This window comes from Pseudomonas sp. Irchel 3H3, assembly GCF_900187635.1.
Taxonomy (GTDB): Bacteria; Pseudomonadota; Gammaproteobacteria; order Pseudomonadales; family Pseudomonadaceae; genus Aquipseudomonas.
Window position 1 is genome coordinate 63982 of record NZ_FYEC01000019.1, and the last position, 23831, is coordinate 87812.

General features: G+C 60.5%; 23 protein-coding genes. 7 read left to right on the forward strand and 16 right to left on the reverse strand.

Translation table 11 applies throughout. The annotated features are described in order from the left end of the window. Positions 1-548: 548 nt before the first annotated feature. Positions 549-956, forward strand: a complete 408-nt coding sequence (locus CKW24_RS19555) for a GNAT family N-acetyltransferase (protein WP_095169849.1) — start codon at positions 549-551, stop codon at positions 954-956. Positions 957-962: 6 nt separating this feature from the next. Here the strand turns inward: CKW24_RS19555 and def are convergent, their stop codons facing one another. The 3 genes from def to CKW24_RS19570 form a co-directional block, all read right to left on the reverse strand. Further along, entirely contained in the window at positions 963-1502 is a 540-nt protein-coding gene (def, locus tag CKW24_RS19560) for a peptide deformylase (RefSeq protein ID WP_095169804.1), read from the reverse strand. A 2-nt stretch (positions 1503-1504) separates the two neighbouring features. Then, on the reverse strand, positions 1505-2455 hold the full coding sequence (locus CKW24_RS19565) for a YihY/virulence factor BrkB family protein (protein ID WP_095169805.1): 951 nt from the start codon (positions 2453-2455) through the stop codon (positions 1505-1507). 168 nt (positions 2456-2623) lie between these two features. Then, positions 2624-2815, reverse strand: coding sequence for a CsbD family protein (locus tag CKW24_RS19570; protein ID WP_095169806.1), 192 nt, complete (start codon positions 2813-2815; stop codon positions 2624-2626). 199 nt (positions 2816-3014) lie between these two features. Here CKW24_RS19570 and CKW24_RS19575 point away from each other — a divergent pair, with 199 nt between their 5' ends. Further along, a complete protein-coding gene (locus CKW24_RS19575; protein ID WP_095169807.1) occupies positions 3015-3392 on the forward strand; it encodes a hypothetical protein in 378 nt (125 codons plus the stop codon). A 45-nt stretch (positions 3393-3437) separates the two neighbouring features. Here the strand turns inward: CKW24_RS19575 and fadD1 are convergent, their stop codons facing one another. After that, positions 3438-5138 (reverse strand): long-chain-fatty-acid--CoA ligase FadD1, encoded by a 1701-nt coding sequence (gene fadD1 / locus CKW24_RS19580; protein WP_095169808.1) that lies wholly within the window; start codon positions 5136-5138, stop codon positions 3438-3440. A 330-nt stretch (positions 5139-5468) separates the two neighbouring features. Then, positions 5469-7157, reverse strand: coding sequence for a long-chain-fatty-acid--CoA ligase FadD2 (gene fadD2 / locus CKW24_RS19585; protein WP_095169809.1), 1689 nt, complete (start codon positions 7155-7157; stop codon positions 5469-5471). 197 nt (positions 7158-7354) lie between these two features. Between fadD2 and CKW24_RS19590 the strand changes: the two genes are divergently transcribed. Both CKW24_RS19590 and CKW24_RS19595 read left to right on the forward strand, forming a co-directional pair. Continuing rightward, a complete protein-coding gene (locus CKW24_RS19590) occupies positions 7355-8299 on the forward strand; it encodes an alpha/beta hydrolase (protein ID WP_095169810.1) in 945 nt (314 codons plus the stop codon). Between the two features lie 43 nt (positions 8300-8342). Next, positions 8343-8813 carry a MaoC family dehydratase gene (locus tag CKW24_RS19595; RefSeq protein WP_093425453.1) on the forward strand — a complete coding sequence of 157 codons (471 nt, stop codon included), beginning with the start codon at positions 8343-8345 and terminating at the stop codon, positions 8811-8813. 312 nt (positions 8814-9125) lie between these two features. Here the strand turns inward: CKW24_RS19595 and CKW24_RS19600 are convergent, their stop codons facing one another. Next, the gene (locus tag CKW24_RS19600; RefSeq protein WP_095169811.1) at positions 9126-9593 is read right to left on the reverse strand and encodes a PA2169 family four-helix-bundle protein; all 468 of its coding nucleotides are present in this window, start codon (positions 9591-9593) and stop codon (positions 9126-9128) included. A gap of 203 nt (positions 9594-9796) precedes the next feature. On the opposite strand from CKW24_RS19600, the gene CKW24_RS19605 reads away from it, so the two are divergent. Then, positions 9797-10033, forward strand: coding sequence for a DUF3820 family protein (locus CKW24_RS19605; RefSeq protein ID WP_095169812.1), 237 nt, complete (start codon positions 9797-9799; stop codon positions 10031-10033). A gap of 27 nt (positions 10034-10060) precedes the next feature. Continuing rightward, entirely contained in the window at positions 10061-11242 is a 1182-nt protein-coding gene (locus CKW24_RS19610) for an aminotransferase class V-fold PLP-dependent enzyme (protein ID WP_095169813.1), read from the forward strand. A gap of 92 nt (positions 11243-11334) precedes the next feature. On the opposite strand, the gene CKW24_RS19615 is transcribed toward CKW24_RS19610, so the two are convergent. The 3 genes from CKW24_RS19615 to zwf are packed head-to-tail and all read right to left on the reverse strand — an operon-like array spanning position 11335 to position 14187. Further along, positions 11335-12000 carry a bifunctional 4-hydroxy-2-oxoglutarate aldolase/2-dehydro-3-deoxy-phosphogluconate aldolase gene (locus tag CKW24_RS19615; RefSeq protein WP_095169814.1) on the reverse strand — a complete coding sequence of 222 codons (666 nt, stop codon included), beginning with the start codon at positions 11998-12000 and terminating at the stop codon, positions 11335-11337. Positions 12001-12017: 17 nt separating this feature from the next. Further along, positions 12018-12731: a 6-phosphogluconolactonase gene (pgl, locus tag CKW24_RS19620; RefSeq protein WP_095169815.1), complete on the reverse strand. Its 714-nt coding sequence runs from the start codon at positions 12729-12731 to the stop codon at positions 12018-12020. Then, positions 12718-14187 carry a glucose-6-phosphate dehydrogenase gene (zwf, locus tag CKW24_RS19625; protein ID WP_095169816.1) on the reverse strand — a complete coding sequence of 490 codons (1470 nt, stop codon included), beginning with the start codon at positions 14185-14187 and terminating at the stop codon, positions 12718-12720. The genes pgl and zwf overlap by 14 nt, the downstream gene beginning before the upstream one ends. A 228-nt stretch (positions 14188-14415) precedes the next feature. On the opposite strand from zwf, the gene CKW24_RS19630 reads away from it, so the two are divergent. Then, positions 14416-15276, forward strand: coding sequence for a MurR/RpiR family transcriptional regulator (locus CKW24_RS19630; protein WP_174244630.1), 861 nt, complete (start codon positions 14416-14418; stop codon positions 15274-15276). Between the two features lie 150 nt (positions 15277-15426). Here the strand turns inward: CKW24_RS19630 and CKW24_RS19635 are convergent, their stop codons facing one another. The 7 genes from CKW24_RS19635 to CKW24_RS19665 form a co-directional block, all read right to left on the reverse strand. Next, complete coding sequence (locus tag CKW24_RS19635) at positions 15427-16281, reverse strand: D-hexose-6-phosphate mutarotase (protein WP_095169818.1); 855 nt, start codon at positions 16279-16281, stop codon at positions 15427-15429. Positions 16282-16396: 115 nt separating this feature from the next. Next, a complete protein-coding gene (locus CKW24_RS19640) occupies positions 16397-17743 on the reverse strand; it encodes a carbohydrate porin (protein ID WP_095169819.1) in 1347 nt (448 codons plus the stop codon). 227 nt (positions 17744-17970) lie between these two features. Then, positions 17971-19131: an ABC transporter ATP-binding protein gene (locus tag CKW24_RS19645; protein WP_095169820.1), complete on the reverse strand. Its 1161-nt coding sequence runs from the start codon at positions 19129-19131 to the stop codon at positions 17971-17973. Between the two features lie 3 nt (positions 19132-19134). After that, the gene (locus CKW24_RS19650) at positions 19135-19980 is read right to left on the reverse strand and encodes a carbohydrate ABC transporter permease (protein ID WP_095169821.1); all 846 of its coding nucleotides are present in this window, start codon (positions 19978-19980) and stop codon (positions 19135-19137) included. Beyond that, positions 19973-20881, reverse strand: coding sequence for a carbohydrate ABC transporter permease (locus CKW24_RS19655; RefSeq protein WP_095169822.1), 909 nt, complete (start codon positions 20879-20881; stop codon positions 19973-19975). The genes CKW24_RS19650 and CKW24_RS19655 overlap by 8 nt, the downstream gene beginning before the upstream one ends. 159 nt (positions 20882-21040) lie before the next feature. Further along, positions 21041-22333, reverse strand: coding sequence for an ABC transporter substrate-binding protein (locus tag CKW24_RS19660; protein WP_095169823.1), 1293 nt, complete (start codon positions 22331-22333; stop codon positions 21041-21043). A gap of 116 nt (positions 22334-22449) precedes the next feature. After that, a complete protein-coding gene (locus tag CKW24_RS19665; RefSeq protein WP_095169824.1) occupies positions 22450-23676 on the reverse strand; it encodes an AGE family epimerase/isomerase in 1227 nt (408 codons plus the stop codon). Between the last annotated feature and the right edge of the window lie 155 nt (positions 23677-23831).

Consider the following 23831-nt stretch of genomic DNA (forward strand, 5'->3'; position numbering starts at 1 on the left):
ACTTCGGTCTTTCAACGGATCCACCACAACGTTCCATGGAACAGGTACACGCCTTCCTCCAGCGCAAGGACAGATAAGGTGATAAATGATGGGTAATCGGAGAGTCCGTGGGGGCAACGTTCTGGCCCCGGACATCCTGATCAGGAAGATCAGTGCTGAGCATAGACAGGCTCGGCATGGATGCAAGGCCACTAATAAGCCACCATCGAGGACAAAATCGGTTCAGCACCCGCCCGACGTCAGTACATCAGCGCAGGAAAATCTGGCAGCGAGGGGTTATTGGCTTGGAACTGAATACGGAGCCCGCTTGCCGGGCTCCGTCGAGACGGGTCTGATTAGTGGCCGAATATGCCGACCTTCTTGGCTTTCTTGTCTGCGCGTTTTTCATCGGCGCTTTTTGCCGGTTTTTTCTTCGCGGCTTTTTTTGAATCCATGCCTTTGGCCATGATACTTACTCCACTCATACAGGATGTGAGTTCAGGTATACACCTATCGCAGAGCGCCCGTTCTTTTATAATCCACGGCTTTGCGCACCGATGGCCTCTTTCATGCCCCACACCCAGTACACACAGCTAGATGACGCGCTGTGGCCCTTGATGAACAAGTTCTACCGCCGTCATCAGTCATCGATGAAAGCGGTACGGGATGCACAATTGTGGGTCGGTAAACGTGATGAGATAGTCGCCGGCCTGTGCTTGCGACCCATGGCCGAAGGGTTGTGGCTGACGGGCCTGCTGGTTGCTCCGGCCTGTCGCGGCCAGGGCGTGGCAGCGGCCTTGATGGCCGAGGCGCTGGCAACGGTCACCCAGCCGGTGTGGCTGTTGTGCCACCCGGACCTGCGTGAGTTCTATCAGGGCAACGGCTTCAGCGCCAGCCCGCAACTGCCCTATGCGTTGGCCGAGCGCCTGCTGCGCTACAGCCGCAGCAAGCCGATGATTGCCATGGGGCGTAGCTGATCGTGATCAGTCGTCCGCCGCTGGGTCGAGTTCGGGGAACATCACCTCGGTAAAGCCGAACTTGGCAAAGTCGCTGATCCGCGACGGGTACAGACGGCCAATCAGGTGATCACATTCGTGTTGCACCACGCGGGCATGAAACCCCGAGGCCATACGCACGATCGGCTCGCCCTTGGGATCGACGCCCTCATAACGAATGTGCTGGTAGCGCTGCACCGCACCCCGTAACCCGGGCACTGACAGGCAACCTTCGAAGCCCTCCTCCAGGGTGGGCTCCAGCGGGGTGATCAGCGGGTTGATCAGGATGGTCTGCGGCACGGCTTCCGCGTCGGGGTATCGCTCGCTGTGTTCAAAGCCGAAGATCACCAGTTGCAGGTCGACGCCAATCTGCGGCGCGGCCAGGCCGACCCCGCCGACGCTTTCCATGGTCTGGAACATGTCGTCGATCAACTGCCACAACTCAGGGCTGTCGAACATCTGCGCCGGAACCGGCGGGGCAATACGCAGCAGGCGCGGATCGCCCATTTTGAGAATTTCACGGATCATGGTCAGGCTTCGTCAGTGGTCGGTTTGAGCGAGTGGTCCCGTCCCAGTCCCGAAACGTGGTGTTTATGTGCATGGTCGTGGTCGCCCGGGACCTTTTCGCCAGGGTCCTTGCCTTCGCTCGACATGTGTTCGATCACCGCATTCATCTCCGCCCCCAGCAACAGCACTGCAGCGGAGATATAGAAGTACAGCAACAGCACGATGATCGCGCCGATACTGCCATACATGGCGTTGTAGTTGGCGAAGGTTTTCACGTAGAAACCAAAGCCCAGGGAAGCGATGATCCACACCACCACCGCCAGCACCGAACCTGGGGTGATGAAGCGGAACTCCTGCTTCACGTCGGGCATCACGTAGTAGATCAAGGCCACCGCGATCATCAGCAGAATCACGATCACCGGCCAACGCAGAATGGTCCAGACCGTGACGATGAATTCCTGCATGCCAATCTGCGATGCGATCCATTCCATCACCTGCGGGCCAAGCACCATCAAGGCCGCGGCCACCAGCAGCATGCCGGCGATACCGACGGTGTAGAAAATCGACAGCGGGAAGCGCTTCCAGATCGGCCGTCCTTCGACCACGTCGTAGGCGGCATTCATCGCGCTCATCATCAGCCGCACACCGGCCGAGGCGGTCCACAGGGCGATGACGATACCCACCGAGAGCAACCCGCCTTTGGATTGCTGCAACTGGTCAATCACCGGGTTCACTTGCTCCAGGGCCTGGGGCGGCAACACCAATTCCGATTGCAGGCGCAGCCAGGAGAAGAAGTCCGGCAAGTGCAGGAACCCGATCAGGGCGATCAGGAACAGGATGAAAGGAAACAGCGAGAACAGCATCTGATAGGCCAGCGCCGAGGCATAGGTCGACATTTCGTCGTCGACGAACTCGGTGACCGTGCGCATCATCACGCGATGCAGGGGCAAGCCTTTCAAATCCGGGAAAATCATAGCGTCTCCTTTCGCCGCAATCAGGTTGTAGTCGGGGGCGACTCAGGGGCCGTTTTCTACAACAAGGTAACCTGTTTGGCGACCTTGAAACAATTTCCACGCGTTGCTTAACCATAGTCGACAAAAAAACGGCCACCCGCGGATGGCCGTCGCCCTGCCTTGCGGCTATCAGGCCTTGTCGACTGTTTTCTTCACCGCGTCCTTGGCGTCGCCGAGCGCTTGCTGGGCCTCACCTTTCTTTTCCTGGATCTTGCCTTCGGTCTGCAGCTTGGGATTATCGGTGGCTTTACCGACACCCTGCTTGATGTTGCCGATCGCTTCGTTGGCCAAACCTTTCGCTTTATCGCCAGTGCTGCTCATGGTCTTGCTCCTGTGAACATTCAAAGGTCAGTGTCGTTACGTAGAGGTTGACCGGCGGGCGTCAGGCGGAGTTTCATTTATTTTCACCGCGTCATTTCATCGCCAGATGCAGGTTGGGCTTTATGTTTTTGGGCTTTGCCGGGAGAATGCGCAACGTATTCAGGCCTTGGCGCTGAACGTCCAATCCCGTAGGAACGTTATGAAACTCGATAAAAAGCAGGCCATTGCCCGCAGAAACCAGGAACTGGGTGGTGCCGTGCTTGGCGTCAACAACTGCCACTTCACTGAACTGAACCGCAACCGCAACATCTGGTGGTTCGATATCCCGGTGGCCCGCCTGGCCGTGGGTCAGTACGAGTGGATTCACCTGCTGATGCACACCCCGGACACCGACCAGTTGCTGCACTTGAAAGTGCCAACCGTGTTCCTGCGGGAAAAACTCGAAGGCCTGGTAGTGCGCAACGAAGGCAAGCGCAAGGCTGCCCTGAGCCTGGAACTGAGTGCCGACAAGGACTCGTACCTGCAGGACATGCGTCCGGCCGGCACCAATGTGAATTTCGCGCAGTTCCAGCAGTAACGTTCCACCCACAAAAAACCCCGCATCGGCGGGGTTTTTTATGGGTCAGGCGCTGACCTTCTTCAAGCCGAGCTTCTTCAGCTCTTCGTCCCGCAGCTCGCGACGCAGGATCTTGCCGACGTTGGTGGTCGGCAGCGCATCGCGGAACTCGACAGCCTTGGGCACCTTGTAACCCGTGACGTTGGCACGCATGTGCGTCATCACCTGTTCCTTGGTCAGGGTCACGCCAGGTTTGGCAACGATGAAAATCTTGATCGCCTCGCCCGACTTGTCGTCCGGCACGCCGATGGCTGCGCACTGCAGTACGCCTGGCAGAGTCGCCAGCACGTCTTCCAGTTCATTCGGATAGACGTTGAAACCGGAGACCAGAATCATGTCTTTCTTGCGATCGACAATGCGCATGTAGCCATCCGGCTGGATCAGCGCGATGTCACCGGTCTTCAACCAGCCTTCGCTGTCGAGCATTTCATCGGTGGCGTCCTGGCGCTGCCAGTAGCCCTTCATCACCTGCGGCCCCTTCACGCAAAGCTCGCCGATTTCGCCCAGCGGCTGCTCGACGCCCTCGTCGTTGATGACCTTGCACAACGTCGAAGGAACCGGAATCCCGATGGTACCGATCTGGATGTTCTGGATCGGGTTGACCGTGGCCACCGGGCTGGTCTCGGTCATGCCGTAGCCTTCGCAGATCGGGCAGCCGGTGACTTCTTTCCAGCGTTCGGCGGCGGCCAGTTGCAAGGCCATGCCACCGGACAGGGTGACCTTGAGCGCCGAGAAGTCCAGCTTGCGGAAGGCTTCGTTGTTGCACAGCGCGACAAACAAAGTGTTCAAGCCGACAAACCCGCTGAACTTCCACTTCGACAGTTCCTTGACCATCGCCGGCAGGTCGCGCGGGTTGCTGATCAGGATATTGTGGTTGCCGATCAGCATCATTGCCATGCAATGAAAGGTGAAGGCATAGATGTGGTACAGCGGCAGCGGGGTAATCAGGATCTCGCAGCCTTCGTGCAGGTTCGAGCCCATCAACGCCTTGCACTGCAACATGTTCGCCACCAGGTTGCGGTGGGTCAGCATTGCGCCCTTGGCCACGCCGGTGGTGCCGCCGGTGTATTGCAGTACGGCGACGTCGCTGCTGGCCGGGTTGGCCTCGGTCACGGGTTGCCCCTGGCCTTTGCTCAGCACGTCATTGAACTTGATGGCCTTGGGCAGGTTGAACGCCGGCACCATCTTCTTCACGTACTTGATCACGCTGTTGATCAACAGGCGCTTGAGTGGCGGCAGCAGGTCCGCCACTTCGGTGACGATCACATGCTTGACGCCGGTCTTGGGTACCACGGCCTCGGCCAGGTGCGCCATGTTCGCCAGGCAGACCAGGGCCTTGGCCCCGGAATCGTTGAACTGGTGTTCCATTTCCCGCGCGGTGTACAGCGGGTTGGTGTTGACCACGATCAAGCCGGCGCGGATGGCACCAAACACGGCGATCGGGTATTGCAACAGGTTAGGCAACTGTACGGCGATTCGATCACCGGGCTGCAAATCGGTATGCTGTTGCAGATAAGCGGCAAATGCCCCGGACAGTTCGTACAGCTCACCGTAGGTGAGTGTCTTGCCGAGGTTGCTAAAAGCCGGTTTGTTGGCGAAGCGTTGGCAGGATTGCTTCAACACTGCCTGAATATTCGGATACTCGTCTGGATTGATGTCGGCAGCAATCCCAGCTGGGTACTTATCCTTCCAAAAGTCTTCGATCATGGAAGCCCACTCCTCAGCAACGCGAATTCTTCACCGCATTTGATGCGATTATTATTGGTGTGTGTTTTTTGGTGAATCTGGCTTTTACTCAAGGCCGAGAAGTCACAAAGCGCGCCGAGAGTAGCAGCTTTGCCAAGGGCCTACTAGAGCCAAACGAAGGCTCTACGGTCACGATAATGACTCAAGACCAATCAATGGTCATTTTTAGAGTAAAAATTCTATATGCCGTGAAAGCCCCGTTCTACAGGGCTTCGCGCGCTTTTACTGGGACAAAAAAAGGGGCGCTCCAACTCGAGCGCCCCTTCTTGCTGCTGCATCGCTAACAATTCATTACGCGATATCGCGCAACTCCCGCCGCAGGATCTTGCCCACGGGGGTCATCGGCAACGAATCTCGCAGCACGATGTGCTTGGGCACCTTGTAGGCGGTGAAGTTCTCTTTGCAGTAGGCCTTGAGCTCTTCCAGGCTGACCCCGGCTTCACGCGCCACCACGAACAGCTTCACCGCTTCCCCGGAACGCTCGTCCGGCACACCGATTACCGCGCAATTGGCAACGTTGGGGTGGGCCATGACCACGTCTTCGATCTCGTTGGGGTACACGTTGAAACCCGAGACGATGATCATGTCTTTCTTGCGATCGACGATGCGCACAAAACCATCCGGATCGATCACCGCAATGTCACCCGACTTGAACCAACCCTCGGCATCCAGCACCTCCTCGGTGGCCTCGGGTTTCTGCCAGTAGCCCTTCATGATCTGCGGGCCCTTGATGCACAACTCGCCGCGCTCGCCCATGGCTTGCTCGACACCATCGTCGTTGATCACCTTCAGCGTGGTGCCCGGTACCGGCATGCCCACGGTGCCGATGCGCGACAGGTCGCCATAGGGGTTGGTGCAGGCCACCGGCGACGTCTCGGTCAGGCCGTAGCCTTCAGTAATCCGGCAACCGGTGAGCTTTTCCCAGCGCTCGGCGGTGGCCTTGACCAGTGCCGTGCCGCCGGAGTTGGTCAGCTTCAGGCTGGAGAAGTCCAGGGTCTTGAAGTCCGGGTGATCCATCAACGCGACGAACAGGGTGTTGAGCCCAAGCAAGGCCGAGAAGCGCCAGTTCTTCAGTTCCTTGATAAAGCCGGCGATGTCCCTAGGGTTGGTGATCAGCACGTTATGGTTGCCAGTCACCATCATGCACATGCAGTTCGCCGTGAAGGCATAGATGTGGTACAGCGGCAGCGGCGCGATCATCACTTCCTGGCCTTCGCGCAACAGCGGTTGTCCGTCGCGACCGAACTGGCCCAGGCAGGCACGGGCCTGCTGCATGTTGGCGACCAGGTTACCGTGGGTCAGCATCGCGCCCTTGGCCAGACCCGTGGTGCCGCCGGTGTATTGCAGCACGGCGACGTCATCGAGACCGACCTGAAGTGGCTTGATGCTCTGCCCACGGCCCATGCGCAAGGCACTTTTGAAGGAGATCGCCTGGGGCAGATTGTAAGCCGGGACCATCTTCTTGACCTTGTCCACCAGGGTATTGACCAGCCAGCCCTTGGCGGTAGGCATCAGGTCACCCATCTTCGCTTCGATCAGGTACTGGATCTCGGTGTCGGGCAGCACTTCCTGGACTTTCTGCCCGAACATGTTCAGGTACACCAGCGCCCGGGCACCGGAGTCCTTGAACTGGTGGCGCATCTCGCGCGCGGTGTACAGCGGGTTGGTGTTGACCACGATCAGGCCGGCGCGCATGGCACCAAACACGGCAATCGGGTAATGCAGGACGTTGGGCATCTGCACCGCGATGCGATCGCCGGGCACCAAGTCAGTCTGGCTTTGCAGGAAGCCGGCGAACGCCGCGCTGTAGCGTTCGAGGTCAGCGTAGGTCAGGGTCACGCCCATGTTGCTGAACGCGGGACGATCAGCGAATTTCTTGCAGGAACGTTCGAACACCTCGATCACCGACTTGTAGGCACCCAGGTCGATATCGATGGGTACGCCGGCCGGGCGTTTATCATTCCAGAAATCAGCTTGCATTATTATTGTCCTCTATACCTGAGCCAATCCGGGCCGCCTGAGCGGAGCTTCTGGGACACTAGCAGTTATGGTGAATCAGGCAAATATCAGCACCGGCGTCATTGATCGCGTGAATCTTGCTGCCGCGGGCTTTGCGCATTACCCGTCCCCGGGTTGTTGCGCTATACAATGCAGCGACCCCGCGCAAAGGAATCGCCATGATCCACGATACGTTCTGGTTGACCGCGAACGACCACAGCCAACTGTTCGTCAACCAATGGTTGCCGGAAGGTACGCTCAAGGCGGTGATCCTGGTGTCCCATGGAATGGCGGAACATAGCGCACGCTACGCACGCCTGGCCGAACAATTGTGTAACCAGGGGTACGGCGTGTATGCCCTGGACCAGCGCGGACACGGCCAGACCGCCACCAACGGGGTCCTGGGGCACTACGCCGACGCCGACGGCTGGTGCAAAGTGGTGGGTGACCTGGCCAGCCTCAACCAGCACATCGGCCAACAGCATCCAGGCGTGCCCATAGTGCTGCTGGGCCACAGCATGGGCAGCTACATCGCCCAGGCGTACCTGCTGCACCACAGCGCCAGCCTGCATGGCGCGGTCCTCAGCGGTTCGAATTTCCAGCCGGTGGCGCTGTACCGCGCAGCGCGCCTGATCGCCCGTTTCGAACGCTGGCGCCAGGGCCCTACCGGGCGTAGTGCGTTGCTGGAGTGGTTGTCGTTCGGTTCATTCAACAAGGCGTTCAAGCCCAATCGCACCGCGTTCGACTGGCTCAGCCGCGATCCCGACGAAGTCGACCAGTACGTCCGCGACCCGCTCTGCGGCTTTCGCTGCAGCAATCAGCTGTGGATCGACATGCTGGGCGGCTTGCAGCAGATCAGCAAAGCGTCCAATCTCGCCCAGATCGATCCGGGCCTGCCGTTGCTGGTGATCGGCGGTGAATGTGATCCGGTGAGTGAGGGCAAGCGTCTCACCTCTTTGGCCGAGGCGCTACGCCGCGCCGGCAGCCAGGGTCTGGAACTGAAGATCTACCCCCAGGCCCGGCACGAACTGTTCAATGAGAGCAACCGCGATGAAGTGACTGCGGACCTGCTCACCTGGCTGGCCGGGGCCTTGAGCCATCGCCGTCCTGCCAGGACCGAATGACCTTCGGTTTTTTTCACTTAACTCGTCACAGGATCCAAGACACATGACCCAGGTTACCAACACGCCGTACGAAGCCCTCGAAGTCGGCCAGACCGCCAGCTACAGCAAGACCGTGGAAGAGCGCGATATCCAGCTGTTCGCGGCGATGTCCGGCGACCACAACCCGGTGCACCTGGACCCTGAATTCGCGGCCGCCAGCATGTTCAAGGAACGTATCGCCCACGGCATGTTCAGCGGTGCGCTGATCAGCGCCGCAGTCGCCTGCGAACTACCTGGGCCGGGCACCATCTATCTCGGTCAACAAATGAGTTTCCAGAAGCCGGTGAAGATCGGCGACACCCTGACCGTGCGCCTGGAAATCCTCGAAAAACTGCCAAAGTTCCGCGTACGCATCGCCACTCGAGTGTTCAACCAGCGTGATGAACTGGTGGTCGATGGCGAAGCCGAGATCCTCGCCCCGCGCAAGCAGCAGACCGTGACCCTGCCAACCCTGCCCGCAATCAGCATCGGCTGATTCGCCCTGCCAAGAAAAATCCGCAGCCCGATAAGGCCTGCGGATTTTTTATGTCCATGAGATTAATTCAGGCGAACCGCTAGCTCGCGCCTACCTGTACATCGCCACTTCTTAAAACAACCCTACATCCATGACAGCCCCGTCCGACTGCCCATGACACTGGCTCGACTACGCCACTGCGATGCCACGGATTGAAGGTGAAAAAGTCGTCTGGCTGTGGACCGGATTTAATCCAACCTGATTGCAGTGGCTGGGCCAAAAAAACGCCGCCGTCCATGGCTGGACGAGCGGCGTTTTTACACAGCTACAAGCTTACGAGCGAGCACGCGCCTGGTTGCGCAGGGCTTTGACCTGATCGTGATTGCGTTGCACGCCGTGGTACTGACGTTCAACCAGGTCACGAATGTTCACCAGGTTGTGTTTGTTGATTTTCTCCAGCGCTTCTTTGTAAGCCTTCAGGGCATGATCTTCGCCGCGCTCGGCTTCGTTAAGTACCGCCTCCTCGTCCTTGCCGGTCACCAGCGACTTGAGGTCGACCCAGCGACGGTGCAGGTCGCCGCTTACACTGGTGGAGGTTTCCGGATCGCCACCCATCGAACGCACGGTGCTCTGCAGTTCCGCGGCGGCGGTGGCGCAGTCGGTAGAACGTTTGACAAACAGCGCCTTGAGTTCAGGATGCTTGATGTCTTCGGCGCAGGTCTTGAACCCTTCCTGGCCGTCCTTGCTGGTCTCGATCAAGTCGTTGAGGACTGAAATCGCTTCTTTATTAATGTCGGTCATTTTTCAATTCCTTGCGGGTTGAGAGAGTTGCATAAGGAGTTGCAGCTCGTGTGCCAGCTTTTGAATTGATAAATTTCCGTTATTTTTCAATGACTTAGTATTTTAGATGGAATCTGTATCCACGCTATTTGCATGATCTGTCAATTGGCCTGCATGCAGAATGCCTGTATTTTCCAAAGTGTCTGAACCAGGACCGCTGACCGATGAACCCTGAAAAGCTCGAATTACTGATCACCCGCGAAATGCCCTTTGGCAAATACAAGGGACGCATCATCGCCGACCTGCCTGGCCCCTACCTCAACTGGTTCGCCCGCGAGGGTTTCCCCCACGGTGAACTCGGCGGCCTGCTGGCATTGATGCAGGAAATCGACCACAACGGGTTGTCCGATCTGCTGGACCCATTGCGGGCCAAACACGGCAAACCCAAACCTCGTCACTGAGCCACTGAACCCGCACCGAGTCGCCCCATGCCCGATAACACGCTACGCGCCCGTGATGAAGCTTTCTGGCAAACCTTCGCTGATCGCTACGATGTCCAGCCAGGTCCGATCAACCTGGAAAACGGCTATTTCGGCCGTATGTCGCGTACGGTGATCGACGAGTACCAGCGCAATATCGAACTGATCAACCGCAGTAACTCGGTGCATGTGCGCCAGCGCTTCGAACAGTTCGAGAGCGTGACCGTGCGCGAGCACCTGGCCGACTTGCTGCGGGTACCCGCCGAGGCGGTCGCCTTCACCCGCTGCGCGTCCGATGGGTTGCAAGCGCTGATTCGCAATTACAACGGCCTGCAACCGGGCGACCAGGTACTGCTCTGCGACCTGGAATACGACACGGTAAAAAGTGCGATGCGCTGGCTGGCCCGCCATCGTGGCGTGGAAGTGATTGAAATCCAGCATGACCACCCGGCGAGTTTCGAGACCCTGCTGGCAAGCTATCGCGCGGCATTCGAGCAGTACCCACGTCTCAAGCTAATGGCCCTGACCCACGTCACCCACCGCACCGGCCTGGTGCTGCCGGTCCAGGCCATTGCCAGCGCTGCCCGAGAACACGGGATCGACGTAATCCTCGACGGCGCCCACGCTCTCGGCCAGATCGAGTTCGACCTGGATGAACTGGGCATCGAGTTTGCCGGCTACAACCTGCACAAATGGATCGGCGGCCCGTTGACCCTGGGGTTCATCTACATCGCGCCGCAGCGCCTGGGCGCGATCGATCCGGACATGGGCGAGTTCCATTTCCCCACGAGCGACATCCGCTGCCGCACGCCCTACAGCACCCCGAACATTCCAGCCCTGCTGACCCTGCCCCTGGTGTTCGAAGAGCATCGAGCCATGGGCGGCGCCGCAGCCAAAGGCGCGCGCCTCAACTACCTGCGCAACCTGTGGGTCAGCGCCGTGCGCAAGGTACCGGGGATTGAAGTCATGACCCCGGATGACCCGCGCCTGTACTGCGCGATCAGCTCCGTACGGTTTACCCACCAGGCGGATCAGCAACCGATGGTCGAGCGCCTGCTCAAGGACTACAACCTATTCACTGTGGCCCGCAGCGGCTCGGCCTGCGGCCCGTGCATCCGCATCACCCCGGGCCTGACCAGCACCGCACGGGACATGCGGCTGCTGACACAGGCGTTGATCGAATTGAGCTGAGACGCCAACGAGAACAAAAAAAAAGGCGCACCGACCAAGTGCGCCAAATAGCCGTAAAACACAGAACAACTACAACGATCCTGCAAAAACCATCAATCCAACAGAGCCAGCGCCTCAGCCGTACACTCTTGAATACGCGCCCAGTCACCGTTCTTGATCCACTCCGGATCCAGCATCCAGCTCCCGCCCACACACATCACGTTCTTCAACGCCATGTAGCTCTTGATGTTCCCCGGACCCACCCCACCCGTCGGGCAGAACTTCACTTCACCGAACGGACCGCCCAGGGCCTTGATGGCCGCGACACCGCCGCTGACCTCGGCCGGGAACAACTTGAAGCGCCGATAACCCAAGGCATAACCCTCCATGATCCCCGAGGCATTGCTGATCCCCGGCAACAACGGGATCGAGCTGGCTACGCTGGCTTCCAGCAGCTCACGGGTAATCCCCGGAGTGACGATAAACTGCGAACCCGCAGCTTCAGCGGCAGCCAGCGTGGTGCGATCCAGCACCGTGCCGGCACCGGTGACCAGCTCCGGACGCTGCTCACGCAGGATCTGGATCGCCTTGAGGCCGAACTGCGAGCGCAAGGTCACTTCCAGGGCGGTCAGACCACCGGCCGCCAGGGCGTCAGCCAGAGGCAGGACATCCTGCTCGCGGGCAATGGTAATCACCGGCAGGATCCGCGCCTTGGCGCAGAGGCTGTCGATCAGGGCAACTTTGTCCGCCATGGAAACGGTCGGGGATGGGTTTTTCATAGCGGCTGATCCTTGGCTCATGGGCACCAGTAAATCTCTAACGTAGGTTGCAGAAAGGCACGAATCGGCATTGCGGCGACATCGTCACCGGCCAGTGCGTCACTCAGGGTGGCCAGCTTGGACTGACCGGAAATCGAAAGAACCGTGACCTGCGCCGACGCCAGCAACGCACGACTCATGGTCAGGCGCTGATGGGGTACGGTCGGCGCCAGCATCGGCCAGCACCGGCGCGTGCCGTCGACCTGCAGGGCCTCGGCCAGATGCGGACTGTTGGGGAACAACGAAGCGGTATGCCCGTCGTCACCCATGCCCAGCACCAGCACATCAATCTTCGGCAGCTCGGCGAGCAGGCGGTCGGCCTGTTCGGCGGCTTGCTCAAGGTTCGCGCTGGCGCTGTACAGGCTGAGGAACTGCGCCTTGGCGGCCGGCCCCTGCAGCAGATAACGCTTGAGCAGGCCGGCATTGCTGTCGGCGTGTTCGACCGGCACCCAGCGTTCGTCAGCCAGGCTGACCACGACGTTGGCCCAGTCGAGTTTCTGCTTGGCCAGATGCTGGAAAAACGCCACCGGACTGCGCCCACCGGAGACCACCAGGGTCGCCGTGCCCCGGGCTTCGATGGCGTCGCCCAGTTGCCGGGCCACTGCCAGCGCCAGGCTCTCGGCCAGCAGCACCGGGCTTTTGAATGCATGGGCGCTGACGCCCTCGGGCAGTTTTAATTCAGATATCGCCATACCACGACCTCCCGTCCCGCGTGATCAGTGCAATGGAGCTCATCGGCCCCCAGGACCCCGCCGCGTACGGCTTGGGGGCATCTCCGGATTTTTTCCATCCGGCGATCAACTGGTCGCACCACTTCCACGCGGCTTCGATTTCATCTTTACGGACAAACAGGTTCTGATTGCCGCGCATCACTTCCAGCAACAACCGCTCGTAGGCATCGGGAATCCGCGCACTGCGATAGGTATCGGAAAAATTCAGCTGCAACGGTCCGCTGCGTAGCTGCATGCCCTTGTCCAGGCCTTGTTCCTTGGTCATCACACGCAAGGAAATACCTTCGTCCGGCTGCAGGCGGATGATCAGCTTGTTGCTGATCTGCAAGCGCTGCTCGGGGGCGAAGATGTAGTGCGACGGTTCCTTGAAGTGAATGACTATCTGCGACAGCTTGTCCGGCATACGCTTGCCGGTACGCAGGTAGAACGGCACGCCGGCCCAACGCCAGTTACGAATGTCGGCCCGCAGCGCAACGAAGGTTTCGGTATCGCTCTGGGTGTTGGAGTTCTCTTCTTCCAGGTAACCCGGCACCGGCTTGCCCGCGCTGTAGCCCGCGATGTACTGGCCGCGCACCACCTGGGTAGTCAGGCCTTCCGGGCTGATCGGCGCCAGCGCCTTGAGCACCTTGACCTTCTCGTCACGGATGCTGTCGGCGGACAGGTCGGCCGGCGGGTCCATGGCGATCAGGCAGAGCAGCTGCAACAGATGATTCTGGATCATGTCGCGCAGTTGGCCGGCTTTGTCGAAGTAGCCCCAGCGACCTTCGATCCCGACTTTCTCGGCGACCGTGATTTCCACGTGGGAAATGTAGTTCTGGTTCCACTGGGTTTCGAACAGGCTGTTGGCGAAACGCAGGGCGATCAGGTTCTGTACCGTCTCTTTGCCCAGGTAGTGGTCGATGCGATAGGTACGGTTTTCCGGGAAGTACCGCGCCACGGCATCGTTGACCTTGCGCGAGGACTCCAGGTCCGAACCGATGGGCTTTTCCAGCACCACCCGGGTGTTTTCCGTCAGGCCCACTTGCGCCAGGTTCTCGCAGATAGCGCCGTACACCGCTGCCGGGGTAGCGAAGTAGGCAATCATCCGCTGCGCGGTGCCCGCCAGTTCGGCCAGGGCGACATAGTCGTCCGCCTTGAGGAAGTCGACGTGCAGGTACGTCAGGCGTGCCAGGAAGCGCTCGACCACGGCTTCGTCAAGCTCCTTGGCCTCTACATAGCGCCGCAGTTCCCGGGCGATGAAAGCCAGGTGTTCCTGCTCCGTGCCCGCTTCACGGGCCAGTGCGATAATGCGCGTGTCCTCATGCAGCAGGCCCGCGCCATCAAGTTGATACAAGGCAGGAAACAGCTTGCGCAGGGCCAGATCGCCGAGGGCGCCGAACAAGGCAAAGGTGCACGGTTCAACCGTAATCGAAGGCATGATGTTTGTTCTTTTATCAAGTTAAGCTACAAATACCTTTTTTCAAGGCATCGCTCAAGGAAAAATGTAGTAATAACCACAACATTTTTCCAAAATACAGATTCCGAGTGGTGGTCAGTCGGGGCCATCAGTAGGATAGGCCACCGTTATGGGCCCGATCAAAGTCTCAATTGGCATAGCCAAGCCCCCTCTTTGCAGAGCTGAACCAAGGAATTTCATATGGACCGCGTGCGGAACTTACTGGAACAGATCCAGAATCGCCTTGCCGACCTGAACAAGGCCGAGCGCAAGGTCGCCGAAGTGATCCTGCTCAACCCACAGCAGGCCACTCGCTTCAGCATCGCCGCCCTCGCCCAGGCCGCCTCGGTCAGTGAGCCGACGGTCAACCGTTTCTGCCGTTCATTCGGGGTCAGCGGCTACCCGGAGCTCAAGCTGCAACTGGCGCAGAGCCTGGCCAGCGGCGCGGCCTACGTCAGCCGCGCGGTGGAGGCCGATGACAATCCCGAAGCCTACACCCAGAAAATCTTCGGCAGCGCCATCGCCTCCCTCGACAGCGCCTGCCAGGCACTGGACCCGAACCTGATCAGCCGCGCCGTCGACCTGTTGATCCAGGCCCGGCAGATCCACTTCTTCGGCCTCGGTGCTTCCGCCCCGGTGGCCCTGGACGCCCAGCACAAGTTCTTCCGCTTCAACCTGGCGGTCACCGCCCACGCCGACGTACTGATGCAGCGGATGATTGCCTCGGTGGCCCACACCGGCGAGTTGTTCGTGATCATTTCCTACACCGGACGCACCCGTGAACTGGTGGAAGTGGCGCGCATCGCTCGGGAAAATGGCGCTTCGGTCCTCGGCCTGACCGCCGAGGGCTCGCCACTGGCCAAGGCCAGCACCTTGAGCCTGAACATCCCGTTGCCGGAAGACACCGACATCTACATGCCGATGACCTCGCGGATCATTCAACTGACCGTGCTCGACGTCCTCGCCACCGGCATGACCCTGCGCCGCGGCGTCGATTTCCAGCCGCACTTGCGCAAAATCAAAGAGAGCTTGAACGCCAGCCGCTATCCGGTAGGTGACGAGTTCAACTGATCCAACAGCTTCATTGCCCGCTCAGACCTCATCGCGGGCAAGCCCGCTCCCACAGGTTCAATGGCAGCCGCAGGTTTTGTGCTCGACGTGGACGCTGTGGGAGCGGGCTTGCCCGCGAAGGGGCCAGTCCAGACACCGCAATATCTTAAACTAAGCCGCCGCCCACGCCTGCAGGCTCAAATGCGCCCGCTCCCCCGGCGCCAGGCACAAGCTGTCGGTGCCACCACTGGCGGCTTCGACACAGACAAACTCGGAAATCTCGTTCCAGCTCACCCCCAGCAACGGCCGTGAGCCGGGATGCCAGACCACCGTGTCAGCGCTGGCACCGGTGTCGATGCACAACTGGCGCTGCCAGGCGTGGTCCTTGAGCTGCAGTTCCCCCTCGTGCTGGAACACCCGCTGACAGCCGCCCTCGACCCGCAACTCGCCCTGCTGCTGGCAATTTTCCCGCTTGAGCTGGTCATAACCCTGGGCGCCATCGAGCCCAGACAGCGCTACCTCACCGACGTCACCAATACGCCAGTAAGCGTGCAAAGCATGGCTCAACTGGCACGGCAGGCTGTCCTGGTGCTCAGTGCTCAGGCGCAATTCCATGCGCTCGCCCAGGTGCGCGTGCAGGTCCACTTGCCAGTCACACAGCTGCAACTGCCAGTGCAGGCGTACGCCGTCGGCATCGCTGCTGCTGTCGATCAGCTTCCAGTCGATCAGCCGCGCCCAACCATGGGACGGCCAGGCGTTTTCGCTCGGGTGGCGGCCATACCACGGCCAGCACACCGGCACGCCGCCACGGATGGCGCCGACCTGTGGCCACTTCGCCGCACACCACAACCAGGGCTTGTGCCCCGAGGGCTGGAAATGCAGCAACTGCGCGCCCTGGCGACTGAACACCGCCTGGCACAGCGGATGATCGATCACCAACACATCGCGCTTCTGATAGCGCTCCCACGCAAACACCGGACGTTCGCGCAAGGATTTGAAGAAACGTTGTAGCGGATGCTCTTGCATGTGCCACGGTCCTGAAAATCAGCGGTAACCAGAGGGCGCGCGCCCCCAAAAAAAAGCGGACAGCCTGGGCTGTCCGCAAAAATGCGCACATGGAGAAGAGCTTATCGCAACCGCGTTAGAACACCGACTGAATTTTCAGGCCGGCCACCAGCGCGTTGTCGACTTCATCGACACCGCCCGGGTGGGTGACGTATTGCAGATTAGGACGCACCGTCAGCCAATTGGTGACGTGGAAACCGTAGTTGATCTCGTAGTTGTACTCGGTGGTCCGCAATGGCGAGAACAGCGGATCGGCATAGTCGCTGACGCCATTGGCCGCGTTGACCAGCTCGGCGTTTTTCTTCACGTCTTCGTTGACGTGGATACGGGCGAAGCCGATGCCGACGTCATCTTTTGGCCGTGCATCGAACGGGCCCTTGTACACGAACATCAGCGACTGATAGTTGTCGACGACGTTGGTGTCCTTGTCGTGGAAGGTCGCGTTGGCCGCGATGTTCAAGCCGCGGGAAGCGTCGCCGTTGTGGCTGGTCAGTTGCTGCTGGGCGACGAACCAGTAACCGTGCTTGCTGCTGTGCTCGCGGTAGCTGTCACCGCTGGTTGCGGCATCCTGGCCGTTGTCGTCCTCGCGCACGTCATTGGCTGCGGCCGTGCTCTTGTAGTAGCCCACACGGTATTCACCCGGCAGGTTGTTGACCTTCGGCGACCAGACCAACTCGACCGGCAACACGGTGCCCTGAGTGCCGCTGCCGCTGAGCTTGAAGCCGTTGCCGTGCTCCAGTTGCGACGGGTTCTGGTTGTAGGCACCGATCTGCGCGAAGAACTCTGGCGTGATGTTGTACTTCACGCGGATCGCCGCCTGGCTGACCGGCCAGTTGTACCAGATGTTGGTGGCCCAGTTACCCACCTGGGAACCACAGAACGCCAGGTTCTGGAACTCGCACGGGAAGGTATTGAAGTCCTCGCCCTCGCCGAAGTAACCGGCCTTGACGTCGAGCTTGTTGTCGAGGAACTGATGCTGGATCCACAACTGGGTCAGACGCACCATATGGCCGCGACCGTAGACTTCCTGGGAGGAACTCAAGGTGCCCGCGCGCGGGTCGCCGATACGGTCGTTGGAGATGTTTTCGCCATTGCGGTTGGTCAGCTGGATCTTGGCCTGGGTGTTGTCCCAGCCCCAGAGTTTCTGCAGGTCCAGCGCCACGCCGAGGCCAAACTGGTCGGCATAGCGCGCGGTCTTGTCGTCGTTGTAGCCACCGTTGAGGTTGCCACCGACTTCACCCACGTAGTCGGCCTTGATGTCGATGCCTTGCTCGATCAGCCGGGTACGCTCGCCGCCCCAATCGCCGGTCATCCACTTGGAGTCAGCGCTGAACGCGTCAGCGGCATGCGCGTTGGCTGCCAGGCACATAGCTGCGACCGCCGACAGCTGGCAGATGAGTTGAGCGTTGTTCTTGATCTTCATCCCTACTTCCTCGTTTTATTGTTATTAACTGGCATCCCCTGTGGGAGCTCGCTCGCGATGGTCTCAACTGCACCGCGCTCATTCAGACGGTGCAGGCCATCGTTCACGTCCATCGCGAGCAGGCTCGCTCCTACAATCCCCTGTGGGAGCGAGCTTGCTCGCGATGGTCTCGACTGCACCGCGTTTGTTCAGGCGGTGCACGCCATGGTTCACGACAGTCTTGTGTTTCAGCGGCCTTTGAATTGGGTCACGTTGGCGCTGTGTGCCTCAATCCTTGGCAAACCCGCCGCCCCCAGGCGTTCACCGGTCTTGGCATCGAACAGCAGCACCTTGGCCGGATCGAATTGCAGGGTCAGGGTCTCGCCCACGGCGGGAGCCACATCCGGCGCCAGGCGGCAGCAGACCTTGGTATGATTCAGGTTGACGAACACCAGCGTGTCCGGCCCGGTCGGCTCGGTGACCTGGACCTCGGCCCGGATCGTCGGCAAACCGTTGGTTTCGCCAGACGCCAGCACAATCTGCTCCGGACGCATGCCGAGGATCACTTCGCGATCCTCGAGGCCAGCGTCCTGCATGCTCAATGGCAGCTCGACGCGCGCCTGGCCACTGTCGAGCAGGGCCAGCAGGCGGCCGTCCTTGCGCTGCAGGCGCAGGGGAATGAAGTTCATCGGCGGCGAGCCAATGAAGCTCGCGACGAACAGGTTGGCCGGGTCGTTGTAGATCTGCTTCGGCGTGCCGAACTGCTGGATGATCCCGTCCTTCATCACCGCCACCTTGTCCCCCAGGGTCATGGCTTCGATCTGGTCGTGGGTGACGTAGACCGTGGTGGTTTTCAGGCGCTGGTGCATCAGCTTCATTTCGGTACGCATCTCGACCCGCAGCTTGGCGTCGAGGTTGGACAGTGGTTCGTCGAACAGATAGATCTTCGGCCGCCGCGCCAACGCCCGGCCCATCGCCACGCGCTGTTGCTGGCCGCCGGAAAGCTGGCCCGGCTTGCGCCCGAGCAGGTGTTCGATCTGCAGCAGCTTGGACACCCGCGCCACTTCCTCATCGATTTCGGCGGTCGGCATTTTGCGAATCTTCAGGCCGAAGGCGATGTTGTCGCGCACGCTCATGGTCGGGTACAGCGCGTAGGACTGGAACACCATGGCGATGTCTCGGTCCTTGGGGCTCATGCCGCTGATGTCGGCGTCGTCCACCAGGATCGCCCCGCCGCTGATGTTCTCAAGGCCGGCAATACAGTTCATCAGGGTCGACTTGCCGCACCCGGACGGGCCGACCAGGATCAGGAACTCACCGTCGTCGATCTTCAGCTCGATGTTTTTCAAGGTGTCCGGCAAGCCGGCGCCATAGGTCTTGTTGACGTTGCGTAATTCGAGAGTTGCCATGTTCTACCCCTTGACCGCGCCGGACGTCAGCCCACGCAGGAAATACTTGCCAGCGAATATGTAGACCAGCAGTGTCGGCAACCCGGCGATCATCGCCGCCGCCATATCAACGTTGTATTCCTTGGCCCCGGTGCTGGTGTTGACCAGGTTGTTCAAGGCCACGGTGATCGGTTGCGCGTCGCCACTGGCGAAGACCACGCCAAACAGGAAGTCATTCCAGATCTGGGTGAACTGCCAGATCAGGCAGACCATCACGATCGGGATCGACATCGGCAGCAGGATCTTCCAGAAAATCGTGAAGAAGCCCGCGCCGTCCAGGCGTGCCGCCTTGACCAGGGCATCGGGAATGCTCACGTAGTAGTTACGGAAGAACAGCGTGGTGAACGCCAGCCCGTAGACGATGTGCACCAGCACCAGCCCGGTGGTGGTGTTGGCCAGGCCGAGCTTGCCGATGGTGAACGAGGCTGGCAGCAGCACGGTCTGGAACGGCAGGAAGCAGCCGAACAGCAGCAGGCCGAAGAACAGCTGCGAGCCACGGAAGCGCCACATCGACAGTACGTAGCCGTTCATCGCGCCAATAAAGGTCGAGATCAGTACCGCCGGCACGGTGATTTTCACCGAGTTCCAGAAGTACCCTCCTACGCTGTCCCAGGCCTTTAGCCAGCCGATGCCGTCGATCACTTGCGGCCAGCTCAGCAGGTTGCCGGTACGGATGTCTTCCGGCGACTTGAAGCTGGTCAACAACATCACCACCAACGGGATCAGGTACACCGCAGCGGCCAGCAGCAGCGTCGCGTAGATGGCGATCCGGCTGACGCTCAGGCGCGGGGTGGCAAGCGAGTTATTCATGGCGTTTGCCCCGCAGTTCGGAGTACAGGTACGGCACCAGGATCGCCAGGATCGCGCCGAGCATCATCATTGCGCTGGCGGAACCGATGCCCATCTGGCCACGGCTGAAAGTGAAGGAATACATGAACATCGCCGGCAGGTCGGAGGAGTACCCCGGGCCGCCCGCGGTCATGGCCGCGACCAGGTCGAAGCTCTTGATCGCGATGTGCGCGAGGATCATGAAGGCGCTGAAAAACACCGGGCGCAGGCTCGGCAGGACGATCTTCAGGTAGATGGTCGGCAGGCTTGCACCATCGACCTGGGCGGCGCGGATGATCGACTGGTCGACCCCGCGCAGACCGGCGAGGAACATCGCCATGACAAAACCCGAGGCTTGCCACACGGCGGCGATCACCAGGCAGTACACCACGCGATCCTGATCCACCAGCCAGTCCAGGCGAAAGCCTTCCCAGCCCCAGTCACGCAGCATCTTGTCCAGGCCCAGGCCCGGGTTTAGCAGCCACTTCCAGGCGGTACCGGTGACGATCATCGACAGCGCCATCGGGTACAGGTAGATGGTGCGGATGAAGCCTTCCTTGCGAATGCGCTGGTCCAGCAGCACCGCGAGGAACACCCCCAGCACCAGGCTGATGCCGATGAACAGGCCGCCGAACAGCGCGAGGTTCTTGCTCGCCACCCACCAGCGATCGTTGTCCAGCAGGCGGGTGTACTGCTGCAGGCCGACCCACTTGTAGCTCGGCATGAAGCTGGAATTGGTGAAGGACAGAACGAATGTCCAGATGATGTAACCGTAGAAGCCGACCAGAACGATCAGCATGCTGGGCGCCAAAACCAGTTTGGGCAGCCAGCGCTGCAGTGCATCGAACGGTGAGGCTTTGCTGAAAACCGCCACAGAGCTCATCGGGATTATCCAAGTGAAAGGAGTAAGAGTCGGAGTCGAGGAGAACCCTTGTGGGAGCGGGCTTGCCCGCGATAGCGATGCAACAGTCGACACTGCTGTTGAATGTCAGTCAGCTATCGCGGGCAAGCCCGCTCCCACAGGGTTACTCAGGGTCCAGGATTACTGCGCGGCTTTGACCGCCGAGGCCAACTGGGCGCTGGCCTTGGCCGGGTCGGCGTCCTTGTCGTTCATGAAGTTGGTGACGACGTCGAAGATCGCCCCCTGCACCGCTAGCGAAGTGGCCATGTTGTGGGCCATGCTCGGTTGCAGGCCGCCGGACTTGTCGTCCGCCAGGAAGTCCTTGGCCGCGGCCTGGGCGCAGGAGTCGAAGCCCAGCGCGCTCATGTCGTTGAGCATGTCGGTGCGCACCGGGATCGAGCCCTTGTTGATGCTGAAGACCTTCTGGAAGTCCTTGCCCAGCGCGACTTTGGCCAGGTCCTGCTGCGCGGCGATGTCACCCTTGCGATCGGCTTTCAACTTGAACACCGCCAGGGAGTCGATGTTGTAGGTGAAGGCGTTTTCAGTGCCTGGGAACGGCACGCACTGGTAATCCTTGCCGGCGACTTTGTTCGCCGCGGTCCACTCGCTCTTGGCCCAGTCACCCATCATCTGCATGCCAGCCTTGCCGTTGATCACGTCGGCGGCAGCGATGTTCCAGTCACGGCCCGCGCGGTTGGGGTCCATGTAGCCGATGAGTTTTTTCAGCACGGTGAAGGACTTGACCATCTCGGGGCCGGAGAGGGTTTTCTGGTCCAGGTCGACCAGGGCTTTCTTGTAGCCTTCAGCGCCCATGACCGAGAGCACCACGTCTTCGAACACGGTGCTGTCCTGCCATGGCTGGCCGCCGTGGGCCAGGGCAATGAAGCCGGCCGCCTTGAGCTTGTCGGCAGCGACGTAGAATTCTTCGAGGGTGGTCGGGGCCTTGTCGATCCCGGCTTTCTTGAACACTTCTGGGTTGATCCACAGCCAGTTGACGCGGTGGATGTTCACCGGTACTGCGACGTAGTCACCTTCGTATTTGACGGTGTCAGAGACTTTTTTCGACAGCAGGCCGTCCCAGTTTTCCGCCTTGGCGACCTCGGTCAGCGCGTCGGTGCTGAGCAGGCCGGTGCTGCCCCACTCCTGGATATCCGGGCCCTTGATCTGGGCCACGCCCGGTGGGTTGCCGGCCACGGCGCGGCTCTTGAGTACGGTCATGGCCGTTGCGCCACCGCCGCCTGCCACCGCACCGTCCTTCCAGATAAAGCCGTCTTTTTCAACCTGGGCCTTGAGTACGTCGACCGCTGCTTTTTCACCACCCGAGGTCCACCAGTGCACAACCTCCACGGAACCTTTGGGGTCGGCGGCCAGGGCGCTGAGGGGGAACATGGAGGCGAGGGAAATGACTGTGGCGAGGCGAGAAATCGCATTCATCTGAAGTACCTTTCTTGTTGTTATGCATGCAAGTCTGGTGCTTGCGCTGCAAACGAGTTTAAACAGGCTGGGATCCGCCGCAGGTAACGAAGCGACGGCGAAATGTCACCGCATGGTTACATAACCCGTGACCCAGAGCCCTGCGCCAACGCCGTAGCCATGCTCGGGGCCAACGGCAGCCGCGGAATCAGCACCGCCTGCCAGGCGTGATAAAGGTCCGGCTTGCCACCCCAGATCTGCGCACTCGGGCGATTGTCGGTATCCAGTTCGTGGTGCCAACTGCCATGGACGAGGTCGATCAGGTACTGCTCGCTGTACTCCCAAAGCCGCCGATACCAGGTTTCGTATAGGCCCTCGCCGGTGCGCTGGAGCAAGGCACTGGCCGCCGCGCTCGCCTCGCAGTGCACCCAATGCAAACGCTGACGCACCACTGGGCGACGGTCCCAGTCGAGGGTGTAGACCATGCCCGGCGCACCATCGACCTGCCAGGCGTGCTGGCAGTTGTTGGCGAACAGCTGCTGCGCATCGCGCAGCAGCCAGCCGGGGGTGAGCATGCCGGCCTGGACCCGCGCCGCCTCCAGGTGCAACAGCAGCCGCGCCCATTCAAACCCGTGGCCCGGGGTGGTGCCAAAGGGGCGGAAACCATCGGCCGGATTGGCCTGATTGTAGGCGTGCAGCGGCTGCCATTGACGGTCGAAATGCTCGACCACCAGGTACTGATTGGCGGCGCCGTGACCGTGGATCAGTCGCTCGGCAATGCGCAAGGCGCGGTTCAGCCAGCGGCTGTCCTGGGTGACGTCGGCCAGGGCGAGAAAGGCTTCGGTGGCGTGCATGTTGCTGTTGGCGCCGCGATAGGCTTCCTCGACGCTCCAGTCGCGATTGAACGACTCGCGCATCGCGCCCTCCTCCTCGCACCAGAAATGCCGGTCGATGATCTCGATCGCATCGTCAAGCAACGCCTGGGCACCAGGGCGCCGAGCGACCCGCGCGGAACTCGCGGCCAATGCGACGAACGCATGCAGGTAAGCGGCTTTACCGGTATTGCCGTCGCGGTGCTCGGGCGAGGCGAACCAGCCGCCGTGTTCGGCGTCACGCAGCGGCCCAGTGAGGGCCTGGATACCGTGATCCACCAGCTCGGCAAACCCTGGCAAGCCCTGGATATGGGCCAGGGCGAAGCTGTGGGTCATGCGCGCGGTGTTCATGGTTTCAGCTTGCGCGTCCGGCGGCAGGTGGCCGCGCTCGTCGAGATTGCCGAAACCTGTGGGCAGCCTGGAAGCCTTGGCGAACGCCAACAGGCGCAAGCCCTCGGCAGCCAGCCATTGTTGGTGGGCAGGTGAGTACATGGTGGACCTTTTTTTGTTGTTATGACTGCCAGCAGTCTAAACAACAGGTCGTGACGGCCAGGTAACGAAGGCGCCGAGTTATGTCACCAGGCTGTGACATTGGCTTCGGGTGCCATCGCGGGCAAGCCCGCTCCCACAGGAAATCCACCATCCGT

What these genes read in the sequence shown, in the direction of transcription:
- CKW24_RS19655 (WP_095169822.1), bottom strand. Translation starts at nt 20,881, where the DNA reads ATGAGCTCTGTGGCGGTTTTCAGCAAAGCCTCACCGTTCGATGCACTG.
- CKW24_RS19665 (WP_095169824.1), bottom strand. Translation starts at nt 23,676, where the DNA reads ATGTACTCACCTGCCCACCAACAATGGCTGGCTGCCGAGGGCTTGCGC.
- CKW24_RS19615 (WP_095169814.1), bottom strand. Translation starts at nt 12,000, where the DNA reads ATGAAAAACCCATCCCCGACCGTTTCCATGGCGGACAAAGTTGCCCTG.
- CKW24_RS19645 (WP_095169820.1), bottom strand. Translation starts at nt 19,131, where the DNA reads ATGGCAACTCTCGAATTACGCAACGTCAACAAGACCTATGGCGCCGGC.
- def (WP_095169804.1), bottom strand. Translation starts at nt 1,502, where the DNA reads ATGATCCGTGAAATTCTCAAAATGGGCGATCCGCGCCTGCTGCGTATT.
- fadD2 (WP_095169809.1), bottom strand. Translation starts at nt 7,157, where the DNA reads ATGCAAGCTGATTTCTGGAATGATAAACGCCCGGCCGGCGTACCCATC.
- CKW24_RS19650 (WP_095169821.1), bottom strand. Translation starts at nt 19,980, where the DNA reads ATGAATAACTCGCTTGCCACCCCGCGCCTGAGCGTCAGCCGGATCGCC.
- zwf (WP_095169816.1), bottom strand. Translation starts at nt 14,187, where the DNA reads ATGCCTTCGATTACGGTTGAACCGTGCACCTTTGCCTTGTTCGGCGCC.
- CKW24_RS19605 (WP_095169812.1), top strand. Translation starts at nt 9,797, where the DNA reads ATGAACCCTGAAAAGCTCGAATTACTGATCACCCGCGAAATGCCCTTT.
- CKW24_RS19565 (WP_095169805.1), bottom strand. Translation starts at nt 2,455, where the DNA reads ATGATTTTCCCGGATTTGAAAGGCTTGCCCCTGCATCGCGTGATGATG.
- CKW24_RS19595 (WP_093425453.1), top strand. Translation starts at nt 8,343, where the DNA reads ATGACCCAGGTTACCAACACGCCGTACGAAGCCCTCGAAGTCGGCCAG.
- CKW24_RS19555 (WP_095169849.1), top strand. Translation starts at nt 549, where the DNA reads ATGCCCCACACCCAGTACACACAGCTAGATGACGCGCTGTGGCCCTTG.
- CKW24_RS19575 (WP_095169807.1), top strand. Translation starts at nt 3,015, where the DNA reads ATGAAACTCGATAAAAAGCAGGCCATTGCCCGCAGAAACCAGGAACTG.
- CKW24_RS19610 (WP_095169813.1), top strand. Translation starts at nt 10,061, where the DNA reads ATGCCCGATAACACGCTACGCGCCCGTGATGAAGCTTTCTGGCAAACC.
- CKW24_RS19635 (WP_095169818.1), bottom strand. Translation starts at nt 16,281, where the DNA reads ATGCAAGAGCATCCGCTACAACGTTTCTTCAAATCCTTGCGCGAACGT.
- CKW24_RS19600 (WP_095169811.1), bottom strand. Translation starts at nt 9,593, where the DNA reads ATGACCGACATTAATAAAGAAGCGATTTCAGTCCTCAACGACTTGATC.
- CKW24_RS19570 (WP_095169806.1), bottom strand. Translation starts at nt 2,815, where the DNA reads ATGAGCAGCACTGGCGATAAAGCGAAAGGTTTGGCCAACGAAGCGATC.
- CKW24_RS19590 (WP_095169810.1), top strand. Translation starts at nt 7,355, where the DNA reads ATGATCCACGATACGTTCTGGTTGACCGCGAACGACCACAGCCAACTG.
- CKW24_RS19660 (WP_095169823.1), bottom strand. Translation starts at nt 22,333, where the DNA reads ATGAATGCGATTTCTCGCCTCGCCACAGTCATTTCCCTCGCCTCCATG.
- fadD1 (WP_095169808.1), bottom strand. Translation starts at nt 5,138, where the DNA reads ATGATCGAAGACTTTTGGAAGGATAAGTACCCAGCTGGGATTGCTGCC.
- CKW24_RS19640 (WP_095169819.1), bottom strand. Translation starts at nt 17,743, where the DNA reads ATGAAGATCAAGAACAACGCTCAACTCATCTGCCAGCTGTCGGCGGTC.
- pgl (WP_095169815.1), bottom strand. Translation starts at nt 12,731, where the DNA reads ATGGCGATATCTGAATTAAAACTGCCCGAGGGCGTCAGCGCCCATGCA.